The 18697-nt window shown below is 63.5% G+C and carries 22 protein-coding genes and 2 tRNA genes; 10 read left to right on the forward strand and 14 right to left on the reverse strand.

Annotated features, from left to right (window positions below; translation table 11 throughout):
- Positions 1-10 precede the first annotated feature (10 nt).
- Together fdxA and BLT42_RS02970 are read left to right on the forward strand one after the other, a co-directional pair.
- Positions 11-352 (forward strand): ferredoxin FdxA, encoded by a 342-nt coding sequence (fdxA, locus tag BLT42_RS02965; RefSeq protein ID WP_091766535.1) that lies wholly within the window; start codon positions 11-13, stop codon positions 350-352.
- A gap of 234 nt (positions 353-586) precedes the next feature.
- The gene (locus BLT42_RS02970; RefSeq protein WP_091766538.1) at positions 587-1105 is read left to right on the forward strand and encodes a CarD family transcriptional regulator; all 519 of its coding nucleotides are present in this window, start codon (positions 587-589) and stop codon (positions 1103-1105) included.
- Here the strand turns inward: BLT42_RS02970 and BLT42_RS15340 are convergent.
- Positions 1089-1454, reverse strand: coding sequence for a pentapeptide repeat-containing protein (locus BLT42_RS15340; protein WP_091766541.1), 366 nt, complete (start codon positions 1452-1454; stop codon positions 1089-1091). The genes BLT42_RS02970 and BLT42_RS15340 overlap by 17 nt on opposite strands.
- On the reverse strand, positions 1447-2274 hold the full coding sequence (locus tag BLT42_RS02980) for a thermonuclease family protein (RefSeq protein WP_233342280.1): 828 nt from the start codon (positions 2272-2274) through the stop codon (positions 1447-1449). The genes BLT42_RS15340 and BLT42_RS02980 overlap by 8 nt, the downstream gene beginning before the upstream one ends.
- Before the next feature lie 130 nt (positions 2275-2404).
- On the opposite strand from BLT42_RS02980, the gene BLT42_RS02985 reads away from it, so the two are divergent.
- The 3 genes from BLT42_RS02985 to BLT42_RS02995 all read left to right on the forward strand — a co-directional run bounded on the left by BLT42_RS02985 (position 2405) and on the right by BLT42_RS02995 (position 3633).
- On the forward strand, positions 2405-2962 hold the full coding sequence (locus tag BLT42_RS02985) for a methyl-accepting chemotaxis protein (RefSeq protein WP_091766547.1): 558 nt from the start codon (positions 2405-2407) through the stop codon (positions 2960-2962).
- A gap of 154 nt (positions 2963-3116) precedes the next feature.
- Positions 3117-3193, forward strand: a tRNA-Arg gene (locus BLT42_RS02990).
- A gap of 116 nt (positions 3194-3309) precedes the next feature.
- Positions 3310-3633, forward strand: coding sequence for a DMT family transporter (locus tag BLT42_RS02995; RefSeq protein ID WP_091766550.1), 324 nt, complete (start codon positions 3310-3312; stop codon positions 3631-3633).
- 65 nt (positions 3634-3698) lie between these two features.
- Here BLT42_RS02995 and BLT42_RS03000 read toward each other — a convergent pair whose 3' ends face one another.
- The 4 genes from BLT42_RS03000 to BLT42_RS03015 all read right to left on the reverse strand — a co-directional run bounded on the left by BLT42_RS03000 (position 3699) and on the right by BLT42_RS03015 (position 8003).
- Positions 3699-4745 carry an NAD(P)-dependent alcohol dehydrogenase gene (locus BLT42_RS03000; RefSeq protein WP_091766554.1) on the reverse strand — a complete coding sequence of 349 codons (1047 nt, stop codon included), beginning with the start codon at positions 4743-4745 and terminating at the stop codon, positions 3699-3701.
- A gap of 78 nt (positions 4746-4823) precedes the next feature.
- The gene (gene pgeF, locus BLT42_RS03005) at positions 4824-5606 is read right to left on the reverse strand and encodes a peptidoglycan editing factor PgeF (protein ID WP_091766558.1); all 783 of its coding nucleotides are present in this window, start codon (positions 5604-5606) and stop codon (positions 4824-4826) included.
- Entirely contained in the window at positions 5603-7039 is a 1437-nt protein-coding gene (locus tag BLT42_RS03010; protein WP_091766561.1) for a protein adenylyltransferase SelO family protein, read from the reverse strand. The genes pgeF and BLT42_RS03010 overlap by 4 nt, the downstream gene beginning before the upstream one ends.
- A 40-nt stretch (positions 7040-7079) precedes the next feature.
- On the reverse strand, positions 7080-8003 hold the full coding sequence (locus tag BLT42_RS03015) for an alpha/beta hydrolase (protein WP_091766564.1): 924 nt from the start codon (positions 8001-8003) through the stop codon (positions 7080-7082).
- Between the two features lie 251 nt (positions 8004-8254).
- On the opposite strand from BLT42_RS03015, the gene BLT42_RS03020 reads away from it, so the two are divergent.
- The gene (locus BLT42_RS03020) at positions 8255-8623 is read left to right on the forward strand and encodes a VOC family protein (protein WP_091766567.1); all 369 of its coding nucleotides are present in this window, start codon (positions 8255-8257) and stop codon (positions 8621-8623) included.
- Positions 8624-8743: 120 nt separating this feature from the next.
- Here BLT42_RS03020 and BLT42_RS03025 read toward each other — a convergent pair whose 3' ends face one another.
- The 4 genes from BLT42_RS03025 to BLT42_RS03040 form a co-directional block, all read right to left on the reverse strand.
- Complete coding sequence (locus tag BLT42_RS03025) at positions 8744-8968, reverse strand: hypothetical protein (protein ID WP_091766909.1); 225 nt, start codon at positions 8966-8968, stop codon at positions 8744-8746.
- 134 nt (positions 8969-9102) lie between these two features.
- Complete coding sequence (locus BLT42_RS03030) at positions 9103-9696, reverse strand: DUF924 family protein (protein ID WP_091766570.1); 594 nt, start codon at positions 9694-9696, stop codon at positions 9103-9105.
- Positions 9693-11486, reverse strand: a complete 1794-nt coding sequence (locus BLT42_RS03035; RefSeq protein ID WP_091766573.1) for a long-chain-acyl-CoA synthetase — start codon at positions 11484-11486, stop codon at positions 9693-9695. Before BLT42_RS03035 ends, BLT42_RS03030 begins: the two co-directional genes overlap by 4 nt.
- A gap of 158 nt (positions 11487-11644) precedes the next feature.
- Positions 11645-12136: a MarR family winged helix-turn-helix transcriptional regulator gene (locus BLT42_RS03040; RefSeq protein WP_091766576.1), complete on the reverse strand. Its 492-nt coding sequence runs from the start codon at positions 12134-12136 to the stop codon at positions 11645-11647.
- A 93-nt stretch (positions 12137-12229) separates the two neighbouring features.
- Here BLT42_RS03040 and BLT42_RS03045 point away from each other — a divergent pair, with 93 nt between their 5' ends.
- A complete protein-coding gene (locus BLT42_RS03045; RefSeq protein WP_091766579.1) occupies positions 12230-13342 on the forward strand; it encodes a dipeptidase in 1113 nt (370 codons plus the stop codon).
- 16 nt (positions 13343-13358) lie between these two features.
- On the opposite strand, the gene BLT42_RS03050 is transcribed toward BLT42_RS03045, so the two are convergent.
- Together BLT42_RS03050 and BLT42_RS03055 are read right to left on the reverse strand one after the other, a co-directional pair.
- Entirely contained in the window at positions 13359-14240 is an 882-nt protein-coding gene (locus BLT42_RS03050; protein WP_143024026.1) for a DUF417 family protein, read from the reverse strand.
- Positions 14241-14337: 97 nt separating this feature from the next.
- A tRNA-Leu gene (locus BLT42_RS03055) sits at positions 14338-14422 on the reverse strand.
- 125 nt (positions 14423-14547) lie between these two features.
- On the opposite strand from BLT42_RS03055, the gene BLT42_RS03060 reads away from it, so the two are divergent.
- From BLT42_RS03060 to BLT42_RS03070, 3 genes are read left to right on the forward strand one after another with little or no spacing between them, the layout of a single operon-like run.
- Complete coding sequence (locus tag BLT42_RS03060; RefSeq protein WP_091766585.1) at positions 14548-15165, forward strand: exopolysaccharide biosynthesis protein; 618 nt, start codon at positions 14548-14550, stop codon at positions 15163-15165.
- Between the two features lie 58 nt (positions 15166-15223).
- On the forward strand, positions 15224-15754 hold the full coding sequence (locus BLT42_RS03065; protein WP_233342281.1) for a disulfide bond formation protein B: 531 nt from the start codon (positions 15224-15226) through the stop codon (positions 15752-15754).
- Positions 15751-16359, forward strand: a complete 609-nt coding sequence (locus BLT42_RS03070; RefSeq protein WP_091766587.1) for a demethoxyubiquinone hydroxylase family protein — start codon at positions 15751-15753, stop codon at positions 16357-16359. Before BLT42_RS03065 ends, BLT42_RS03070 begins: the two co-directional genes overlap by 4 nt.
- Here the strand turns inward: BLT42_RS03070 and BLT42_RS03075 are convergent.
- Together BLT42_RS03075 and BLT42_RS03080 are read right to left on the reverse strand one after the other, a co-directional pair.
- On the reverse strand, positions 16356-17819 hold the full coding sequence (locus BLT42_RS03075) for a sensor histidine kinase (protein ID WP_091766590.1): 1464 nt from the start codon (positions 17817-17819) through the stop codon (positions 16356-16358). The two genes, BLT42_RS03070 and BLT42_RS03075, sit on opposite strands and share 4 nt — an antisense overlap.
- Positions 17812-18594 carry a TVP38/TMEM64 family protein gene (locus BLT42_RS03080; protein ID WP_091766593.1) on the reverse strand — a complete coding sequence of 261 codons (783 nt, stop codon included), beginning with the start codon at positions 18592-18594 and terminating at the stop codon, positions 17812-17814. Before BLT42_RS03080 ends, BLT42_RS03075 begins: the two co-directional genes overlap by 8 nt.
- Between the last annotated feature and the right edge of the window lie 103 nt (positions 18595-18697).

Raw genomic sequence — 18697 nt, forward strand, 5'->3', positions numbered from 1 at the left:
ACCGGTTCCCATGACCTATATCGTCACTGACGCTTGCGTACGCTGCAAATACACTGATTGCGTCGAAGTCTGCCCCGTGGATTGTTTCTATGAGGGCGAGAATTTCCTCGTCATTCATCCCGATGAGTGCATCGATTGCGGCGTTTGCGAGCCGGAATGCCCGGTCGAGGCCATCAAGCCCGACACCGAGGACGATCCGGACGGGAAGTGGCTGGCGATCAATTCGAAATTCGCCGAGACCTGGCCGAACATCACCGTCCGCAAGGATGCGCCCGCCGATGCCGATGCCCTGGCGGAAGAAACCGGAAAGTATGAAAAATATTTCTCGGAAAAACCCGGGTCCGGGGACTGAATCTTGCCCGGCTGCGCTCGCTAGCGTTTGGATTTCACGTAATTTTGTGATATGTAAGTCACATTGATGGGCAGCGCGTCTGGTGCGGCCCGCTTTTCTACGTGGTGGATTACACACAAATTTTGTCGATCTCGAAGCCGGATGGGTGCCGGAACTTCTTTGAGAACGCTCGGCAGTTTATTGTGTGCGATCAGCGTCAAGCGACCGCGTGAAGAGCCTAGCGAGAGTATATCAATGACGAAGAAAACCGCCAACGACAACAGATCTTTCAAACAAGGCGATTTCATTGTGTACCCGGCCCATGGTGTGGGCCAGGTATCCGGCGTTGAGAAAGATTCGGTCGCAGGTTTCGAAATCGAAGTTTACGTCGTGACCTTCGAGCAGGATAAAATGACCTTGCGGGTGCCAACCGCAAAAGCCGACGTCTCCGGCATGCGCCCGCTCTCGAGCGACCGCATCGTGAAGGACGCGCTGAAAACCCTCAAGGGCAAGGCCCGGGTCAAGCGTACCATGTGGAGCCGCCGTGCCCAGGAATACGAAGCCAAGATCAATTCAGGCGATCTGATCATGATTGCCGAAGTTGTTCGCGATCTGCACCGCGCCGAAGACCAGCCGGAGCAGTCCTATTCGGAGCGCCAGCTGTATGAATCCGCTGTCGATCGCATGGTCCGCGAACTGGCTGCGGTCGAAAATATCGAGCATGAAAAAGCACGCGATCTACTGTCCGCCTCGCTGATCAAGAAGGCCGCCTAGGCCCTTCCCGGCGACGGCTTGCAGACGACGATCCTGTTGATGAAGACGCCCGGCTCCGTGCCGGGCGTTTTTCATGGCGGGATCGGCATGATTGACGGGTCCCGGCCCCTGTGAATGTGGCCCCCCTGAATGTGGCCCCTGTGAATATGGCCCCGGCTAGTGTGGCCCCGGCTAATGTGGCTCTAGTGAATGCGGCCCTGGTGAATGTGGCGCCTGGAGCGGGCTGAACCGGTTCAACCCTCCTGCGCTTCCTGTTGGCACCGGGCAGACCGGCGCATGCACCCGGTCCCTGGGTGACCTGCCCCGGCCGAGACCCGACCGGAGAAGCCCTGGCCGCAACCTCACTCATCGAGCCACTCGATCCGTTCGGGATGATCAATCCGCATCAAGGGCCCATTCTCCGCCTCGATCCAGCCGCGCACACGGACAGGCCGGCCTTCCAGCTCAGCCAGCGGTCGCCCGGCCTCCTCGAACGCCGCCTCGTCACCGGCCTCGACGACGACAGTAAAGTCTGTCCGGTAGTCGAGACCGAAATTGATATAGGTCCGGCCCGAACGCAGCCGCGTAACCTCCACCACCCGCCCCTGGACCAGTTGCACCGAGCCGATATCCTGGGCCAGGCCGTCGGGATGGGTATCGCGGACGCGGTGGGCCGGATTGCCCCACAGGCCGGCACCGGCGGCGCGCGCCTGCGCTTCCAGCTGCAGCAGGGGTGCCGCCGCCTGCCGGTTTCCCGGATGCGTCAGCACACGTGCCAGCCCGGCAGAGACCATGTCCGCCTGAACCCAGCTGTCCTCACCCTCGCCTGCTCGATAGACCTGGGCGATCGCCCGGTCATAGCGGTCCCGCTGCAAGCCATCATAGCCCAGCCGGATGTCCTGCCCCTCGAGCCGGGCCCGCAGCCAGTCGGTGGCCGACGCCGCATCCGGCGCATCGAGCTCCGCCAGCCTGACCTCAAGCGGGCCATCACCGGTTTCCAGCACCAGGCTGAGCGGCCCGGAGATGGCGGTCACCTGTCCACTTTCGCCCGGCTCGAAGGCCGGCGCGAAAGCCGGTTGCGGTGCCTCGCACGCGATCACGAACAACATGGCAAACAGTTTGAGGATATCGGGCATGCCCGCCTCCACCTGATGGGTGATGGCCGGATAATACACCCTGCGATTGAACATGCAAGATGCAATCTGTGAGCGAGCCAAAATCCCGTCGCTGTCACCCACGCCCCGGACCGCGTCAGCGTTTACCAATCCTTTCATTCTCGCGCGCTAGCTGTGTGGGAGATATTCATCAGGGATTCGCGCCATGACCGCCTACGCCTATAATGACGACGCACAGAATATGGACAGCGCCAACGCCGCTGCCGACGCCGCCCGCGCGATCGCGGAAGCCATCAACGAGACCGCTGCGCGCGCCTCACAAGGCGCCGACGCGGCCCAGATCGCGCGCGATACGATGGATCAGATTGAGGAATCCAGCCAGGTGCTCGAACGCCGCGTCGAAGCCCTCACCGATGCCTCCAAGCGCATCAACGCCATCCTGACGACGATCGAGGCGATTGCCAGCCAGACCAATCTGCTGGCGCTGAACGCCACGATCGAGGCGGCGCGCGCTGGCGAAGCCGGCCGCGGCTTTGCTGTCGTCGCCGGCGAGGTCAAGGCCCTGGCCGGACAGACCGCCAAGGCGACCGAAGATATCGCGGCCCGCATCGCCTCGCTCGATAATGAGGTCAAGGAAATCCTCGACGGCGTGCGCGGATCCGGCGTCTCGGTCGCCCGTGGCAAGGAAGCCGTCGACCAGATGACCCTCGCCACCCAGGAAGTCTCGCAGCAACTCAACCGCCTGCGTGACCGCGCACACTGATCACCCAGGCATTGCACACAAAATTCGGGCGGCCGGCTGAACAGCCCGCCGCCCCTTTTTTGTGCGCCATCCCGGGGACGGAAGAATTGCTGCGATACCGTCAGCCCGACAGGCTTCAACCACACCCCAAAACCGTCTAAGACCAAACTCAGGCGACCCCGTAGCTCAGTCGGATAGAGCAACAGATTCCTAATCTGTAGGTCGCGCGTTCGAATCGCGCCGGGGCCACCATTTATCGGGCGATTGATTTTCCGGGGGCCGCCCCCTAGATCTGGGTCCGGGCAGGACGACCTGCTCCATCACGACCAATTTCCGGGACGACCCGGTCCTGTTGAGAGGGCCGTGTCATGGCTTGGATTTATCTTTCGATTGCTGGCGTTCTGGAAATTGTCTGGGCCTTCTCCATGAAGAAGTCCGCGGGCTTCACCCTGCTAACACCCAGTATAATCACGATCATTACGATGGTGGCGAGCTTTGCCCTGCTCTCGCTCGCGATGAGAACCCTCCCGCTCGGGACGGCCTATACTGTCTGGACCGGGATCGGTGCGGTCGGCGCGTTTGCGGTGGGCGTGCTTGTGCTGGCCGAGGCGGTAACGCCGATGCGCCTGGCCGCTGCGGCGCTCATCATTGCCGGGATAATGCTGATGAAGTTCTCCAGTACGGCTGGCTGAGGGCAGACAGTGGATTTCGGTGGCAGACTCCATTGTCGCCGTCATGGCTCGAGCCGGCCCCGCCTCTACCCCAGCGTCGCCATATCCACCACGAAGCGATATTTCACATCGCCCTTGAGCATCCGCTCATAGGCCTCATTGATGCCATCCATCGGGATGATTTCGATATCGGAGACGAGGCCGTGCCTGGCGCAGAAATCCAGCATGTCCTGGGTTTCGGCAATGCCGCCGATCAGCGAGCCGGCGATGGAGCGGCGGCGTCCGATCAGGCGGCCCACGGAGGGCGATGGATGCGCCACTTCGGGCACGCCGACCATCACCATGGTGCCATCGCGTTTGAGGCAGTCGAGGAAGGGGTCGAGATTATGGGCCGCCGCGACGGTGTTGAGGATGAAATCGAGCTGGCCGCGCATCGCTTTCATCTGGTCGCGATCCTTGGAGATCACCACCTGGCTGGCGCCAAGGCGCTTGGCATCCTCGGCCTTGCCGGGTGAAGTGGTGAAGAGCACGACTTCGGCACCCATGGCGGCGGCAATCTTGACGCCCATATGGCCCAGCCCGCCGAGACCAACCACGCCAACGCGCTGGCCGGGGCCGACCTTCCAGTGGCTGAGCGGCGAATAGGTGGTGATGCCGGCACACAGCAGCGGCGCGGCACCGGCCGGATCCATCCCCTCGGGCAGGCGAAGAACGAAATCCTCCTTCACCGTCATGCGCTGGGAATAGCCACCGAAAGTGTGGCTGCCGTCCGCAAGACGGCCATTATAGGTGCCGGTCATCCCGGTTTCGCAATACTGCTCCAGCCCGTCACCGCAACTGGTGCATTGGCCGCAACTATCGACCATGCAGCCGACGCCGACCTTGTCACCGGTCTTGAATTTGGAGACCCCGTCACCGACCGCCGTCACCGTGCCGATAATCTCGTGGCCGGGCACGCAGGGGTAAAGCGTATTGCCCCACTCGCCGCGCGCCTGATGCAGGTCGGAATGGCAAACCCCGCAATACTCGATCTCGATCAACACCTCACCCTTGCCGGGCTCGCGGCGATCAAAACGGATCGGCGCCAGGGCGGCGTCGGGAGCAGAGGCGGCATAACCAAGCGAAGCGGGCATGGGGGGTATCCTTTTGGGTGATCGGTGTTGCGCCCAATCTAGGCCCTCGATACCGGCGGCGAAAGGGCAGGCGCGAGCCTAGCGCAGCCCGATAATCCCCGCCTGACCACCAAACACGCCGCTTTGCCCGCGATGATGCGAGCGGCGGGCGGAGAAGAGGCGGGATTCTTCGGCATAGGTGCACAGGGGCGAGCGTTCGATCTGGCTGGCCGGTATGCCGGCGCCGATCAGCTGGCGGCGGCAGGCTTCGCCGACATCGAGCCGGGCGCCGCCCTCTTCATCGCGGACAACGAGAATGCCGGCGGTGTCTGCAAAGGCGGCTTCGAATTGGGCGACGACTTCCGGGCCGACGCGGTAATTGGCGGCCGAGATTGACGGGCCGATGGCGGCGATCAGATCAGCGGGATCGCTGCCATATTCGCGCTGCATCGCGGTGATTGTCTCGGTGACGATGTTCTGGACCGTGCTGCGCCAGCCGGAATGGATCGCGGCGATCGCGCGGCACTTCGGGTCGAACAGCAGGATCGGGGTGCAGTCTGCGGTCTGGCAGACCAGGCCGATGCCGGGCCGGTCGGTGATCATTGCATCGGCCTCACCGGCGGCCTGATCGCCCTTCGGCGCATCGTCGACGCGCACAACGGCCTTGCCATGCACCTGGATCGCGAAGGCGAGATAATCCAGCCCCAGCGCCTGGCGCACCCGCTCGCGATTGGTCGCGACATGTTCGGCGCTGTCGCCGCGCGAGCGCGTCATGTTGAGCGAGGCATAGGGCCCCTCGCTGACACCGCCGGCGCGGGTGGTGAAGGCGTGAACGAGATCGTCGCGCTTCAGGAGAGGTGAGGTCAGCAGATCGAGGCTCATGGCAAAAACCCTGTGCGGCCGGCGCCGAGATCAAAACCCTGTCGCGTCATCTCGATATCGGCCAGCGCCGCCTCGAGCGCGGTCCAGTCATCATCCTCGGCGATCCGGGCCCAGATGGCCTCGACGACATCGATCGTCATGGCGACCGGCTCGGTGCGCTGGAACAGGGCGTGGTCCAGCCGCTCCGGTCGCAGCGGCGCGTGCTGTATCAGCAGGTCGTGCCAGGCCTGGAATGCCTCACCGTCATAGGCGCTGGCGCGCGGGCCCTGCATCGCCCGACCCATAGAGGCCGCGCCGCAGAACCAGTCGAAGAAAACCGCCTCCCAGGGCAGGCGGGAGGCGAGCATGAAGCCGAGGAAGGCGCGTAACATCGTCTCGTCATTCTCGTCACCGCGCGAAGCGATGCCGAAGCGGGCGAGGAAGGCATCCAGCAAGGCCTGTCGGTAGAGCGCCGGGAAAGTGTTGAGCGCCGCCTCGAGGCTTTCGCGCTCGCCGACCAGAGAGAGTGCGCCGGCCAATTGCTGCAGCGCCCAGAACACGGCTTCAGGCTGGCGCGCATAGGCGTAGAGACCATTCTCGTCAAAATAGGCAGCGGTGAAGCCCGGATCATAATGCGGCAGGAAGCGCCAGGGACCGTAATCAAAGCTCTCGCCGGTCAGGTTGAGATTATCGGTATTGAGCACGCCATGCACGAAACCGGCGGCCATCCAGCTTGCCGCAAGGCGGGCATTGGCGGCGACGACGGCTTCCAGCAGGGCGGCGGGCCGGTCTTCGCGGCCTTCGAGGGCAGGATAATATTCGGCGATGGCGTGATCGATCAGCGCGGTGATGCGCTCGGGGGCTTGCTCATAGGCCTGGCGCTGGAAGCTGCCGAAGCGCAGGTGGGAATGGCCCAGCCTGGTCATCACGGCCGAGCGTGTCGGCGATGGCTCGTCATGGCGCTGCAGCGGCACGCCGGTCTCGAACACGGCGAAAAGCTTGGAGGTATAGACGCCGAGCGCCTCGAGCATCTGGGCGGCGAGAATCTCGCGCACGGCACCCTTCAGCGTCAGCCGACCATCGCCGGAGCGTGACCAGGGTGTCTGGCCGGAGCCCTTGGTGGCCAGATCGAGCAACCGCCCCTGCCCGTCACGCAATTGCGCAAACAGGAAGCCGCGCCCATCGCCGATCTGCGGGTTATAATTGCGGAATTGGTGCCCGTGATAGCGCATCGCCAGCGGCTCGGGCTGATTATCCGGCAAGGATTCGAAGCGCTGGAAATGCGCGATCCGGGCCGCTTCGTCGAGCGTGTCCAGCCCGACCGCGCCGGCCCAGCGCGTATTCCAGAAGCGTTCAATGGCGGCGGGGAAAGCGGCGGGCTGCACCGGATCGGCGAAATCCGGGCCCAGCGCCATGAAGCGCGGATCGGGCGTGTAGGGGGTCTTGTTCGACATGGTGACGAGCTAAGCACTTGCCGCGCAAAACGCAAATGCCTCAGTCGCGCAGGGCATCGCCCAGCGCCAGCGCCGCCTTGTCGATCAGTGAGCGTGCGCCAGGCAGAATAGCGGTGAGGTTGAAATAACCGTGCGGCAAGGCCTTGCCGAGCACATAGCTGACCGGCACGCCCGCCGCGATCATCCGGTCGCGATAGGCCTGCCCCTCATCCATCAGCGGATCGAGCTCGGCCGCAGCGATATAGGCGGGCGGCAATCCGGCCAGATCATCCTCGAGCAGGGGCGAGGCGCGCTTGTCGCTGGCATCGCCCTCATCAGCGAAATAATAGCGTGCGATCTGATCCAGCGTGATGGCGGAAAAAATATGGCCCTCAACCGCCTTGAGCTTGGGCTTTCGGCGCTCGACCATTTGCATCAGCGGATAGATCAGCAGCTGGAAACGCAATTGGCTCCGGCGCGCCTGGGCCAGCATGGCGGCGAGCCCGCCGCCCGCAGAATCGCCGGCCACGGCCAGACGCGCCGGGTCGGCCCCAATGATCGCGGCGCCCTCGCCCGCCAGCCAGTCGAAGGCTGCGAGCACATCATCGGGAGCCGCCGGGAAGACATGTTCCGGTGCAAGCCGGTAATCGACCGCCAGCACGCGCACACCGCCGATCGCCGCGAGACGTCGGCACAGCGCGTCATGGCTGTCGAGATCGCCGATCACATAGCCGCCGCCATGGCAAAAGAGCAGGCAGGGTGCCAGCGCGGTGGACCCATTGGGAATATAGAGCCGGGCCGGGATATCGCCGGCCGGACCGGGAATGGTCAGATCGCGCACGGACTCGACCGGCGGCGGCGTGACATCGATATGCGGCGCGGCGTCGCTCAGTGCCTTGCGCATATGCGTCGCTGTGCGGCCGGGCTCGAAGGGATCGTCGAGTCCGAATTTGTTCAGGGCGCGGGTCCAGGCGGAAGTGTCCATGGCGCTGGATTAGCACAGAGCGGAGCAGGGGCCTATCGCGCCATTTCGTCTCAATCGGTCATGAGGTTATCGAGCCGATCGGCCGGCGCGGAGAGCCGCTCAGGCTTCCTGCGTCGCAGGGGCTGCCCGTCTCCTGCCGGATCGATTGGCCGGCGTCGTCAAACGGGGTCGACAGCCGGTTGGGTCGATTTATGGCTTGATGATCTCACGATACAATTGCTACGCATCTGTTCAAGATATCGGAGAGCAACATGTTCAATGTTAGCAGAACTCAGCACGTATTAGCAGTAAATGACTTCGATTCGGCGGTGAATTATTTCACGGAAAAGCTGGGCTTCACTCTGGATAGAACCATTGGCGGATGGTCCTTTCTGCACCTCGACCAATTCTATCTGATGGTTGGCGATTGCCAGGGCGAAGTGCCGGCCAGGGAAACGAATAATCACGCCCTCTTCGCCTATGTGAATTGCGAGGGAATAGACGAACTATTCGATCAATATCGAGAACGGGGCGTTCGATTTAACCAGACCATCTCTGACAAACCCTGGGGATTGAGAGAGTTTGGTGTTGAAACCCCTGAAGGCCATCGAATTATGTTCGGACAGGAAATCCAGGCCTAATTCACGACCGGGCACATCCAATCGACCTGAAGCGATCAAGCCTGGCCCAGCGGACAGGCGTGCGCGCAGCATCGGCATCGCGCACCAAGGGCGGTCGACGTCTCCGGCCAGGCGCGCAATTTAGTGGATCGACAGCGAGCCGGTGCGGCCCAGGCGTCCGGCCAGGGCATCTTCCATCACCGAGCGCAGGGCACGCCAGGCATCAGCGCCTTCGACCTTGCCTTGCCCGTCGAGATCAAGGACGGCCTCATCGGCATAGCCGATGGCCTGCGGCCCGTGCAGATCGACCAGGGTCCAGGCGATCTGGCGGATGTCTTCGACGGTGATGTGGACGTGCGGCGTCATGAGCGGGCTCTCCGGAGCATTGAAGTCTTGCCGGAAGAACAGCAAGCCCGGGGCCACATAGCGCGCTCAAGCTACGCCTTTAATTCAACAACTTACAGATCAGTGCGATAATCTGCCGCCGGTCAGGTCTGCCCTCAGGTCTTTTTTGCCGAGTCGATCCGGCCCGGCGCATAACCGCCGCTCTGGAGATAATCGGCCTCTTCCGGCGTGGTTTCGCGCTGCAGAGCCTCATTGCGATACGGGAAACGACCGAAGCGGCGGATAACGTCCCGATGTTTGACGGCGTGATCATGCGTGCCCTGCAAAGTCAGCCGTTCGGCGGCCAGCTCGACGCAGTAATCCTGATCGCTCAGGGCTTCCGAATGCATGAAGGGCATATAGACGAAGGCGCGGTGCTCTTCGGCAATCGCCCAGTCGAAGCCGCGCCCGATCATGGCGCGTGCGACCTGGCGGGCGAGTGCATCAAAGGCGAAGGCCTTGCCGGAACCACGCCAGATATTGCGTGGAAACTGGTCGAGCAAGAGGATCAGTGCCAACGCGTCTTCGGCCTCGTCCTGCCAGGGATGTTCACCGGCGCGCAGCACAGCCGCCTCGCGCTCGACACAGGCTGCGAAACGCCGCCGCATCCGCGCGTCGAAATCCGGAGAGACGCGATACCAGGCCGCCGGCCCGGCCTCGTCGAACCAGAATTTGCGGATGTCTGCTGCGGTGACCGCCGGGGCCGTCATACCCGCAACCTTCCGTCGACGATCTGCTCATAGAGCTCGCGGGTCAGCCGGACATATTTGCCGATCACCGGGTGGTCGAGATAGAGCGGATCCTCGATCTGATCGGGGTCGAATCCTTCCTTGACCAGCTCGACCTTGCGCAGCTTGAAAGTGCCCGTTGTGTCTGTCTGTTGCTGCAAGCGCAGGAAAAGCGGGCGCGCAAAGGCCGGCAAGGCATTGTGGATATGTTCGTGCAGGGCTTCCAGATCGACCACATGATGGCCGGCGACCAGCGCCGCCATCCCGGCCCGGCCCGCATGGCCCTGAACCTCGACGCCATAGACATTGGCCTGCTCGATACCGTCGAAATTGAGCGCCTCGGCGACCTCGCCGGTCGAGACGTTCTCCGATTTCCAGCGATAGGTATCGCCGACCCGATCGACGAAATAGTAATATCCCAGCCGGTCACGCGTCATCAAATCACCGGTGCGGAACCAGGCATCGCCGGGCTTGAAGACATTGCGCAGGATCTTCTTCTCGGTGTCTTCCTCGCTGCCATAACCGTCAAAGCGGAAACGGGCATCCTCGGGATCGATCCGGCCGATAGCCTCACCGACTTCATCGGGCGCACAGACGACACAATGGCCGTCAGCGCCACGCAGGGGCATTTCGCTCTCAAGGTCGAACTTGACCAGATCGATATTGAACCGGCTGCGCAGATAGGACGGCACCCGCCCGATGGCACCGGGCTGGTTGGTGGCATTGACGAGACCGACATTGCCTTCGGTCGAACCATAGAATTCCACGATCTGCGGCAGTTTGAACCGTTCCTGGAATTGCTCCCAGACATCGCGGCGCATGCCATTGCCGATCGCACAGCGCAGCTGGTGGGCGTGTTCGTCGGGCACTTCCGGGGAGTTGACGAGGAAGCGGCAGAGCTCGCCCACATACATGAAGAGCGTGGCGCCAAAGCGGACCGTGTCGGGCCAGAAGGCCGAGGCCGAGAATTTCGGCCGGATCACCAGGGCACCGCCATAGGTGAGCGCACAGCCGACGCCGCACAGCCCGCCGGTCGCGTGATAGAGCGGCAAAACCATCATCATGCGGTCCTGCTCGGTGCATTTCGCAGCGATACCGAAAATATTGAGGTAATAGAGCGCCCGCACATGCGTCATCAGCGCCGCCTTGGGCAGGCCGGTCGTGCCGCTGGTGAACATTTTCAGCACCGGCTCGGAGGATTTGACGGCAGCGCGCACCGATGGATCGGGGCGCGCATCGCTCTGCCGCTGCAGCGCCGCGTTGAAATCGCGCGAGCTGGCAAATTCGCCATCGACACTCCAGGCTTGCGCTTCAATACCGCCGCAGGCCTCGGCGGAGAGATAGGCTTCGGCCAGGGATGCCTCGACGATGGAGTGGCGGGTCTCACCAATCGTCAGGCAGTGGGCGAGCGAATTGCCCTGCAGCTGGTTATTGATCAGCGAGGTCACCAGGCCGACCTTGGACAGGCCGAACCAGACGGCGATATACTCCCAGCGATTGGACATGAAGAGCGCGACGGTCTCGCCAGGCTTCATGCCCTGTTCGAGCGCCCAGTTGGCGACCCGGTTGGCGTAGGCGTCGAACTGGGCATAACTGACCTCGCCCTCATCGGTGAGGGCCATCGGTCGGTCTGCGAAACGGTCCACAGTCTTTTCGATATGATCGGGCACGCGCAGGCCTGACGCCGGCCCGACCTTCTTGATCTGACCGAGCACGCGCAGCATCGCCGTCAGAAAACCGGCTTCCCGCGTGATGGTGGTGAATACTCCCATAGGCCAATTCTCCCGATTGGTTTTCACCAGAGTATGTGCGTCCGGGTTACCGTCAAGCAAAGGGCGTCATTGCGCAGGTGTTGTGAACGAAGTTTCACAAGGTTACGGAGGAAATCTGCGGCAAGCGGCGCGTCGGGAGACACCGCAACGGCGGATTTCTACCGATCCTCTTCGAATCGACTGCGCACGCGGTCCTCGAATGACTGCCGCTTCAGGCTGTTTTCAAGCCGCTCCAGCGCCGCAATCACGCCGCCCGCTTCGGCCTCGATTTCAACGGCCACCGCCTCGAAACTCTGCCAAAGCGGATGCAGTCGAGCGACAAGTTCCTCGCCCCGCGCTGTCAGCGCCAGCAGTGTCCGCCGGCCATCGCGCGGATCGGAAGCTGCGGCAATGAGCCCCTTCAATTCAAGCGATTTGCGCGCCTGGCTGACCGAGACATGAGTGACGCCGAGCGCGGCGGCAATCTCGCCGACTGACATCCGCCCGTTAAGCCGGAGCTGGTTGAGCGTGCCGAACCAGCGCTGCTCGAATTTCAATCCGGTCAGCGCATAGCAACGGGTCGCGTCCAGATCGATCGCTTCGGATATGCGACGAAGTCTCGCGCCGAGGGCGCGGCTGCCGCAATCCCGGATGTAATCCGTTTGGGACATGACAAATCCTTAGGGTTTCGGACATGACGGGGTTCGGGCGAAATGCATATATGTAGGCACCTACGTAAATGCCAGTTTGGCTGAGGATCTGCAATGACCAATATCCTGCTGCACCGCCGGAACTTCCTGATGGCTGGCACCGCGGCCCTCGCCGCACCGGCCTTCCCCGTCGCGAGCCGGGCGGATGCGGCCCAGCTTGACGCCCTGATGGCGCGCGCCAGGGTGATCAATGGCAATATGCTGCCGGCTTTCGAAAGCAATCCGGAAGACGAGGCCTTTGGCCGCCAATTGCGCGCCACAGGCCTGACCGCCGTCAAATACAGTCTCGGCGGAGCCGGGGCCGGTTTTGACGATGCGGTCGATCATATCGGCTGGATCAGCAATGAGATCGCCCGACACGAGGCGCACTACCTGCCGGTCTTGCAGGTGTCGGATATTGCGCGGGCGAAGGCGAGCGGGCGTATCGGCATTATCTATGCGTTTGAAGACGCCACCATGTTCGACGACGATATCGAACGCATCCCCTTCTTTCACGCGCTCGGCGTACGGGCGATGCAACTCTCCTATAATGGAACGTCGCCCTGGGCCTCCGGTGTCATGGTCGCGGATGAAACGGCCGGTCTGAGCGAATCGGGACATCGAGCCGTCAATACGATGAACGCCGTCGGGGTCACGATTGATACCAGCCACTCCAATGACCGTTCGACGCTGGACATCATCGCCGAGTCCAACCGCCCGGTGATGCTGTCCCATGCCGGCTGCAAGGGCGTCTACAACCATCCGCGAAATCGTTCAGACGCCGCCCTCCGGGCGATCGCCGACCAGGGCGGGGTCGTTGGCCTGTATGAGCTGGCCTATCTGACGCCGGGCCTGGAGCAACAGACGCTGTCTGACTATCTGCGCCACCTGCTTTATGCGCTCAATCTCTGCGGCACCGAGCATGTCGGTATTGGCAGCGACGCCCTTATGCTTGAATTCGACACCTCGCCCGCATCGATGGAAGGCTGGAATGCCAGCATCGTTCAGCGCCGAGAGACCGGCGTTGCCGCACCCGGTGAAGGGCCGCCCCCTTTTGTGGTCGGCCTCAATGGTCCGCAGCGCATGCGGCGGATCGCCGAGGAACTCCTCGCCAATGGCTATAGCGAAACCGTGGTTGAGAAGGTGCTCGGCGAAAACTTCCTGCGCGTGTTCGCGGACACTTGGTAGTCGCCTCGACGGCGGCCTAGCGGTAGCGCCGCACCCGGGTCTCGTTGATGAAGGCGAAGCAGACCGCCAGCAGGGCCAGGTCCTTGAGCAGGAAATGCCCGCTGCGCGAGAGGGCCGGGAAACCACCGAGATCTGCATCCCAGGCGCCGGGATAGGTGAACAGGAATGACAATGTCATCAGGAAGGTGATGATCGACATCACCAGGCCGATGCGGAACAGACGCGGATTGAACCAATAGCCCAGCAAAGCCAGCGCGGTCAGGATTTCAATCACCCCGATCAAGGCCGAGATTGCCTGTTCCGGCATGAAGGCCTGCATCCAGGAAAACAGCGGGCTGCTGGCAATCAGCGGCGCGATACCGGCCGCTTCGGCGGCGGTGAATTTCATCAGGCCGATCCAGACCAGCACGACAACCAGACCGCACCACATCACCGGCAGGCTGATCGCCCGGGTCTTGCTGGTCCGGTTGGAGAAGATGCGCGAATTGTCGAAACTGCCGGCCCACAGGGCCAGACCGAGAATGGCGATATATTTGAGAATGCCCTGCCCCGACCCGATCGCCGGGAAACCGCCCTCGGCCTCGAGCCAGACCGGATTGGTCAGCAATGCCGTCAGCGCCAGGCCAGCGAATATCCCCAGCAGGACGAAACCGATACGGCGGAAACTGCCCAGCGGCAGCGGCGCGCCGATCAGTACCGCCATCACGATCTGATAGATCCCCAGCGCCCGCGCCGCGGAGGCGGCCTGGTCCTCGAGTCCGGAGAGGAAGGCATGACCGCTGATCCAAGACCCGGCAATGGCCTCGCCAACCGGCGTGAATCCCATCGCACCGAACCAGAAAAAGATGACGGCCAGGCTCGCGCGGGCGAACAGCAAGGCATTGGTTGTGGATGGCACGAACCGGTCTCCTGATGGCGCCCGGAAACGCTAGCACCGGTCCGCGCCGGTGGCGAGGGTGACGGCAGATTCGAGACGAAACCGGTCTGTCGAAAAATGGTGCCCCTGGCCAGACTCGAACTGGCACTCCGTGAGGAAACGGATTTTGAATCCGTCGCGTCTACCAGTTCCGCCACAGGGGCTAACCGTGGGAAATGCAGGAGGCGCAAGCTGACGATCCGCGCGCCCGCTGTCAACGGCCCAATGCGCTCGACCGGCAGCCCTCGTACAGCTAGGCTTGCCCGCGATTTTCGATCCAGGATGTCCGATGACCGAAACGACTGCCCCGCGCGGGCTGATTGGCGCCCTCGAACAGATTGCCGATGGCGCTGGCGAGGACGGGATGAGCCTTGGCGAATTCGTTGATGCGCTGGGCGAACGCGCCTTCGGCATCATCCTGTTCGCGATGGCGCTGCCGGTCTCAATTCCATTCCTCTATGGCGTGCCGCAAGTGATGGCGCTGCCGATGATGGCGCTGTCGGTGCAGATGCTGCTGGGCCGCGGCGAGCCCTGGCTGCCAGCGCGCTTCAAGGCCGGCCGGCTGGAAAAACGCGGCCTGACGCGGATGGCGACGGGCGGACGCAAATGGTTTGGCTGGCTGGAAGCCCTGGCGCGGCCGCGGCTGACCGCATTGTCAGGCCCGACGGCGGAACGCGTTGTTGGCGGCATTTTCGTGATTTTCTGCACCAGTATCCTGATCCCGCTGCCGGCCACCAATACGACGCCGGGGATTGCGCTGGCAATTGCGGCGCTTGGCCTGCTGACGCGCGATGGCCTGCTGGTGATCGCCGGCCTGGTGCTCGGCATGGTGTGGATCGCGCTGCTGCTGGTTTTCGGCCATGCGGTGATTGATGTCATCAAGACTTACCTGCAATCTGTCTTCTAGTTTCCTTATTCCTGTGTGCGCATTCGTCACGGTGCGAGCCCAATCAAGGTCGGTAATCATGCCCGAGATGAACCCTGTCCTGTCCCGTTTTCCGCTGACCCGGTGGCCGCTCCTGCTCGCGGGCGGCTCGCTGCTGATGATGTTCGGCGCCTGGGGATTTCAATATATCGGCCATTACGACCCCTGCGCGCTTTGCTATGACCAGCGCCATATCCACATGGCCGTGATCGCGTTTGGCTTTGCCGTCGGCTTCGCGCTGATGATCAGACCGGAACTCGCCCGCTTCGCGCCCTGGGCGTTGTTCGCGATGGCGGCCCTGCTGCTGTATTCGGCCGGTTTCGCCGGCTGGCATGCCGGGATCGAGAATGGCTGGTGGGACGGCCCGGCCAGCTGCACGGCATCGGGCGGCGGCAGTATCAGCGCCGACGACATCATGGCCGCCCTCAATGGCGAGCGCCCGGTCGTGCTGTGCGACGAGGCCGCCTGGCGCATGCTGGGCATCTCCATGGCCGGCTATAATGCGCTGATCTCCGCGGCGATGGCCGCCGTCGCGGCCTGGGTCGGCTATCGGGGGCTGAAAGCATCATGACCAAGCGCGCCGCCAACAACGCCGGCACGCCCGGCGAGATCATCCCCCAACCCGGCATCCCCCTGCCCGGCAAGCGCCGCGATCCGAACCGGATCGAGCAAATGCTGCGCGTCGACCATGCCGGCGAATACGGGGCGGTGGCGATTTATGGCGGCCAGCGCGCAATCTACGGCAAACTCCCGCACAAGGCCCGCATCGCCCGCCAGCTTGAGGAGATGGAAGCCGACGAACAGGCTCATCTCGACGCTTTCGATGCCCTGCTGGTCGAACACCGGGCCCGCCCGACCGCCCTGGGTCCGGTCTGGAACATGGCCGGTCACGCGCTGGGCGCGGTGACGGCCCTGATGGGCGACAAGGCGGCGCATGCCTGCACCGAGGCGGTCGAGACCGTGATCGAACAGCATTATGCCGGCCAGATCACCGAGCTGCGCGCCATGGGCGAGGACACACTCGCCGACCGGTTCGACCAGTTCCGCCTGGAAGAGCTGGCCCATCGGGACCTTGCCGTCGAGGAAGGGGCCAGGGAGGCCGCGGGCTATCCGCTCCTGTCCGGACTGATCCAGGCCGGTTGCCGGCTGGCGATCAAGGTCAGCGAAAAAGTCTAGACCGGCAGGCGCACCGCAAACACGGTGCCCTCAGGCCCGGTTGAGACCAGTTCGATATCCCCGCCATGCGCCCGCGCCAGCTCGCGCGCAATCGACAGGCCGAGCCCGGTCCCGCCGCGCTTGGTCGAGCCGGCGAAGGGGCGAAACAGCTTGTCCTGCGCCCGCAGCGGCAGGCCCGGCCCGGTATCGCGCACTTCAATACGGAAGAAACCGGTCTCGCCGCTGGCGCTCACTTCGAGCACAGCCGGTGCATCACTGCCGGCCATCGCCTGGATCGCATTGCGGAACAGGTTGAGAAAGATGCGGTGCCCATGATCGGGATCGGCCTGGATGACCTGGTCAGGCCCGGCATGATTGCGCCAGTCGATCCCGGCCCCACCCTCGACCAGAAGCGCATCGTCGGCGGCCTCTTCGAGCAGATCGGCGAGGATCACGCTCTGGCGCACGGGCGGGCTTTCCTCGGCGCGGCCAAATTCCAGCGTCGCCTCACACAGGCGCACACCGCGATCGACGGCGCGCACCAGACGCTGGCCCATGCCGCGCACGCGTTCATCGCTGTCGGTGGCCAGCCGGTCGGAGACGAGCTGGGCGCTGGCGAGCACATTGCGCAGATCATGATTGATGGTGGCGACCGCTTCGCCCAGCGCCGCGAGCCGCTCGCGCTGGTGCAGCGCCTGACGGATTTCCGTCTGCATCCGCGCCAGTTCGGTCTCGGCCTGGCCAATCTCATTGCGCGCACCGCCGGGTCGAATGGTGCGGGCCGGATCATGGGGCGCATCGCGGAAGCGAATCATCGCCGTCGCCAGCCGCCGCATCGGTCGCACGAAGAGGTAGAAGAGCGACAGATAGATAATCACGCCCACGCCCAGCGCGATCAGGACCGAATAGGCCAGATAGCGGCGCGAGAAATCAGCCAGCTCGGCCTTCAGCGGCGCTTCCGGGACAATGACATCGATCAATTCATCGGGGCGCCCCATCGGCGTGGCACGAATCCGCACGAAACGGCCCGGCCCGGCGGTCAGCGTCCCGACCGTGTCGCGCACATGGCCGACCCAGCCGGTGGTACGCACATCGCTCTCCACCAGGGGGCCGTCGATCGGGCCGGCATAGAGGACGAGCTCATTCATGCCATTGCGCACACGCGACACGGCGACCGCGTCAGCGCCCGCCAGCAGCGCCCAGACCTCATCCTCGCCCAGGGCACCGCCCGGCGCGACATCGGCCGCGAGCGCGGCCAGGTGTGCCGCCTCGGCCCGGCCCATCATCCATTGCAGGCGGTAACCCGCCGAAGCAGGGAAATAGACCAGCACGACGCCAATCGCGATCAGGCCGACGGTCAGCATCAGCAATTGCCCCGGCAGGCTCTCGATAAGCCCGCGGCAAAGCGCAGCAACAGCGCCGCCCAACCGGTTCAGGGGCTCGCGCGGGGCGTCCGGGTTTGGGGGCGTCGGATCATTCATCGGTAGCGTGCCGCATATCGGAGGGCCGGGATTGCGGCAAGGCTTCGCCACTCCGGCGCCGGACCCAGATCCGGTGTCCAATCGCGACACCCGCCATCAACACCACCATCGCCACCGCCACCAGGAAGGAAGGGCGCGTCAGGTCTGACAGGCCCGGGCGCACGCCGGCCTCGACCAGTTCACCCAGTCCCGCCCCCAGATTGGCGTAGAGAATAATGGAGGGCAGCGAGCCCAGAAATGTGCCGGCGAAGTAGGGAAGGAAGCGGTGGCCGAGCAGGGCCGCGGCGAGATTGACCAGGAAGAAGGGCAAGGGCAGCACGCGCAGCAGGACGACATAGGCGAATTCATTGCGCTGAAATCCGGCCGCGAACCGGGCAATGCGGGCGCTGAAGCGTTGCCGCAATCCCGGCCCGGCCAGATAGCGCATGATCAGCCAGGCATTGGCCGCGCCGAACACTATCCCGAAGGCCGAGGCGGGAATCGCCGCTGCACTGCCCAGCAGAAAACCGGCGCCAATGGTGAACCAGAGCGCACCCGGCAGCGAGACCGTGACGGCGAGCATGTAGAAAATCGCATAGACGAGACTGGCGAGCAGGAGATGATCATTCGTCCAGCCCTCCCAGCCATCCGCGCCCATCGCACCGAGCAGGGTCTGGGGCGAGGCGCCGAGAAAAAGCGCCGTCAGCATGACGCCCAGCAATAAAGCTCCGGCCACAAGCCGCAGGCGGATCGGTGTCTTCACGGCCGCAGGATCGATTGATACCGGTTCATGCATTGGCTATTCCTACACCGTCACTGCAATTTCGACACCCTGCGCTGATGCGAATAACTGCCCGCGCGCTTGACGCCTGCTTCACATATGCGTATTAGCGCCGCTC

Source organism: Maricaulis salignorans (assembly GCF_900103475.1).
Taxonomy (GTDB): domain Bacteria; phylum Pseudomonadota; class Alphaproteobacteria; order Caulobacterales; family Maricaulaceae; genus Maricaulis; species Maricaulis salignorans.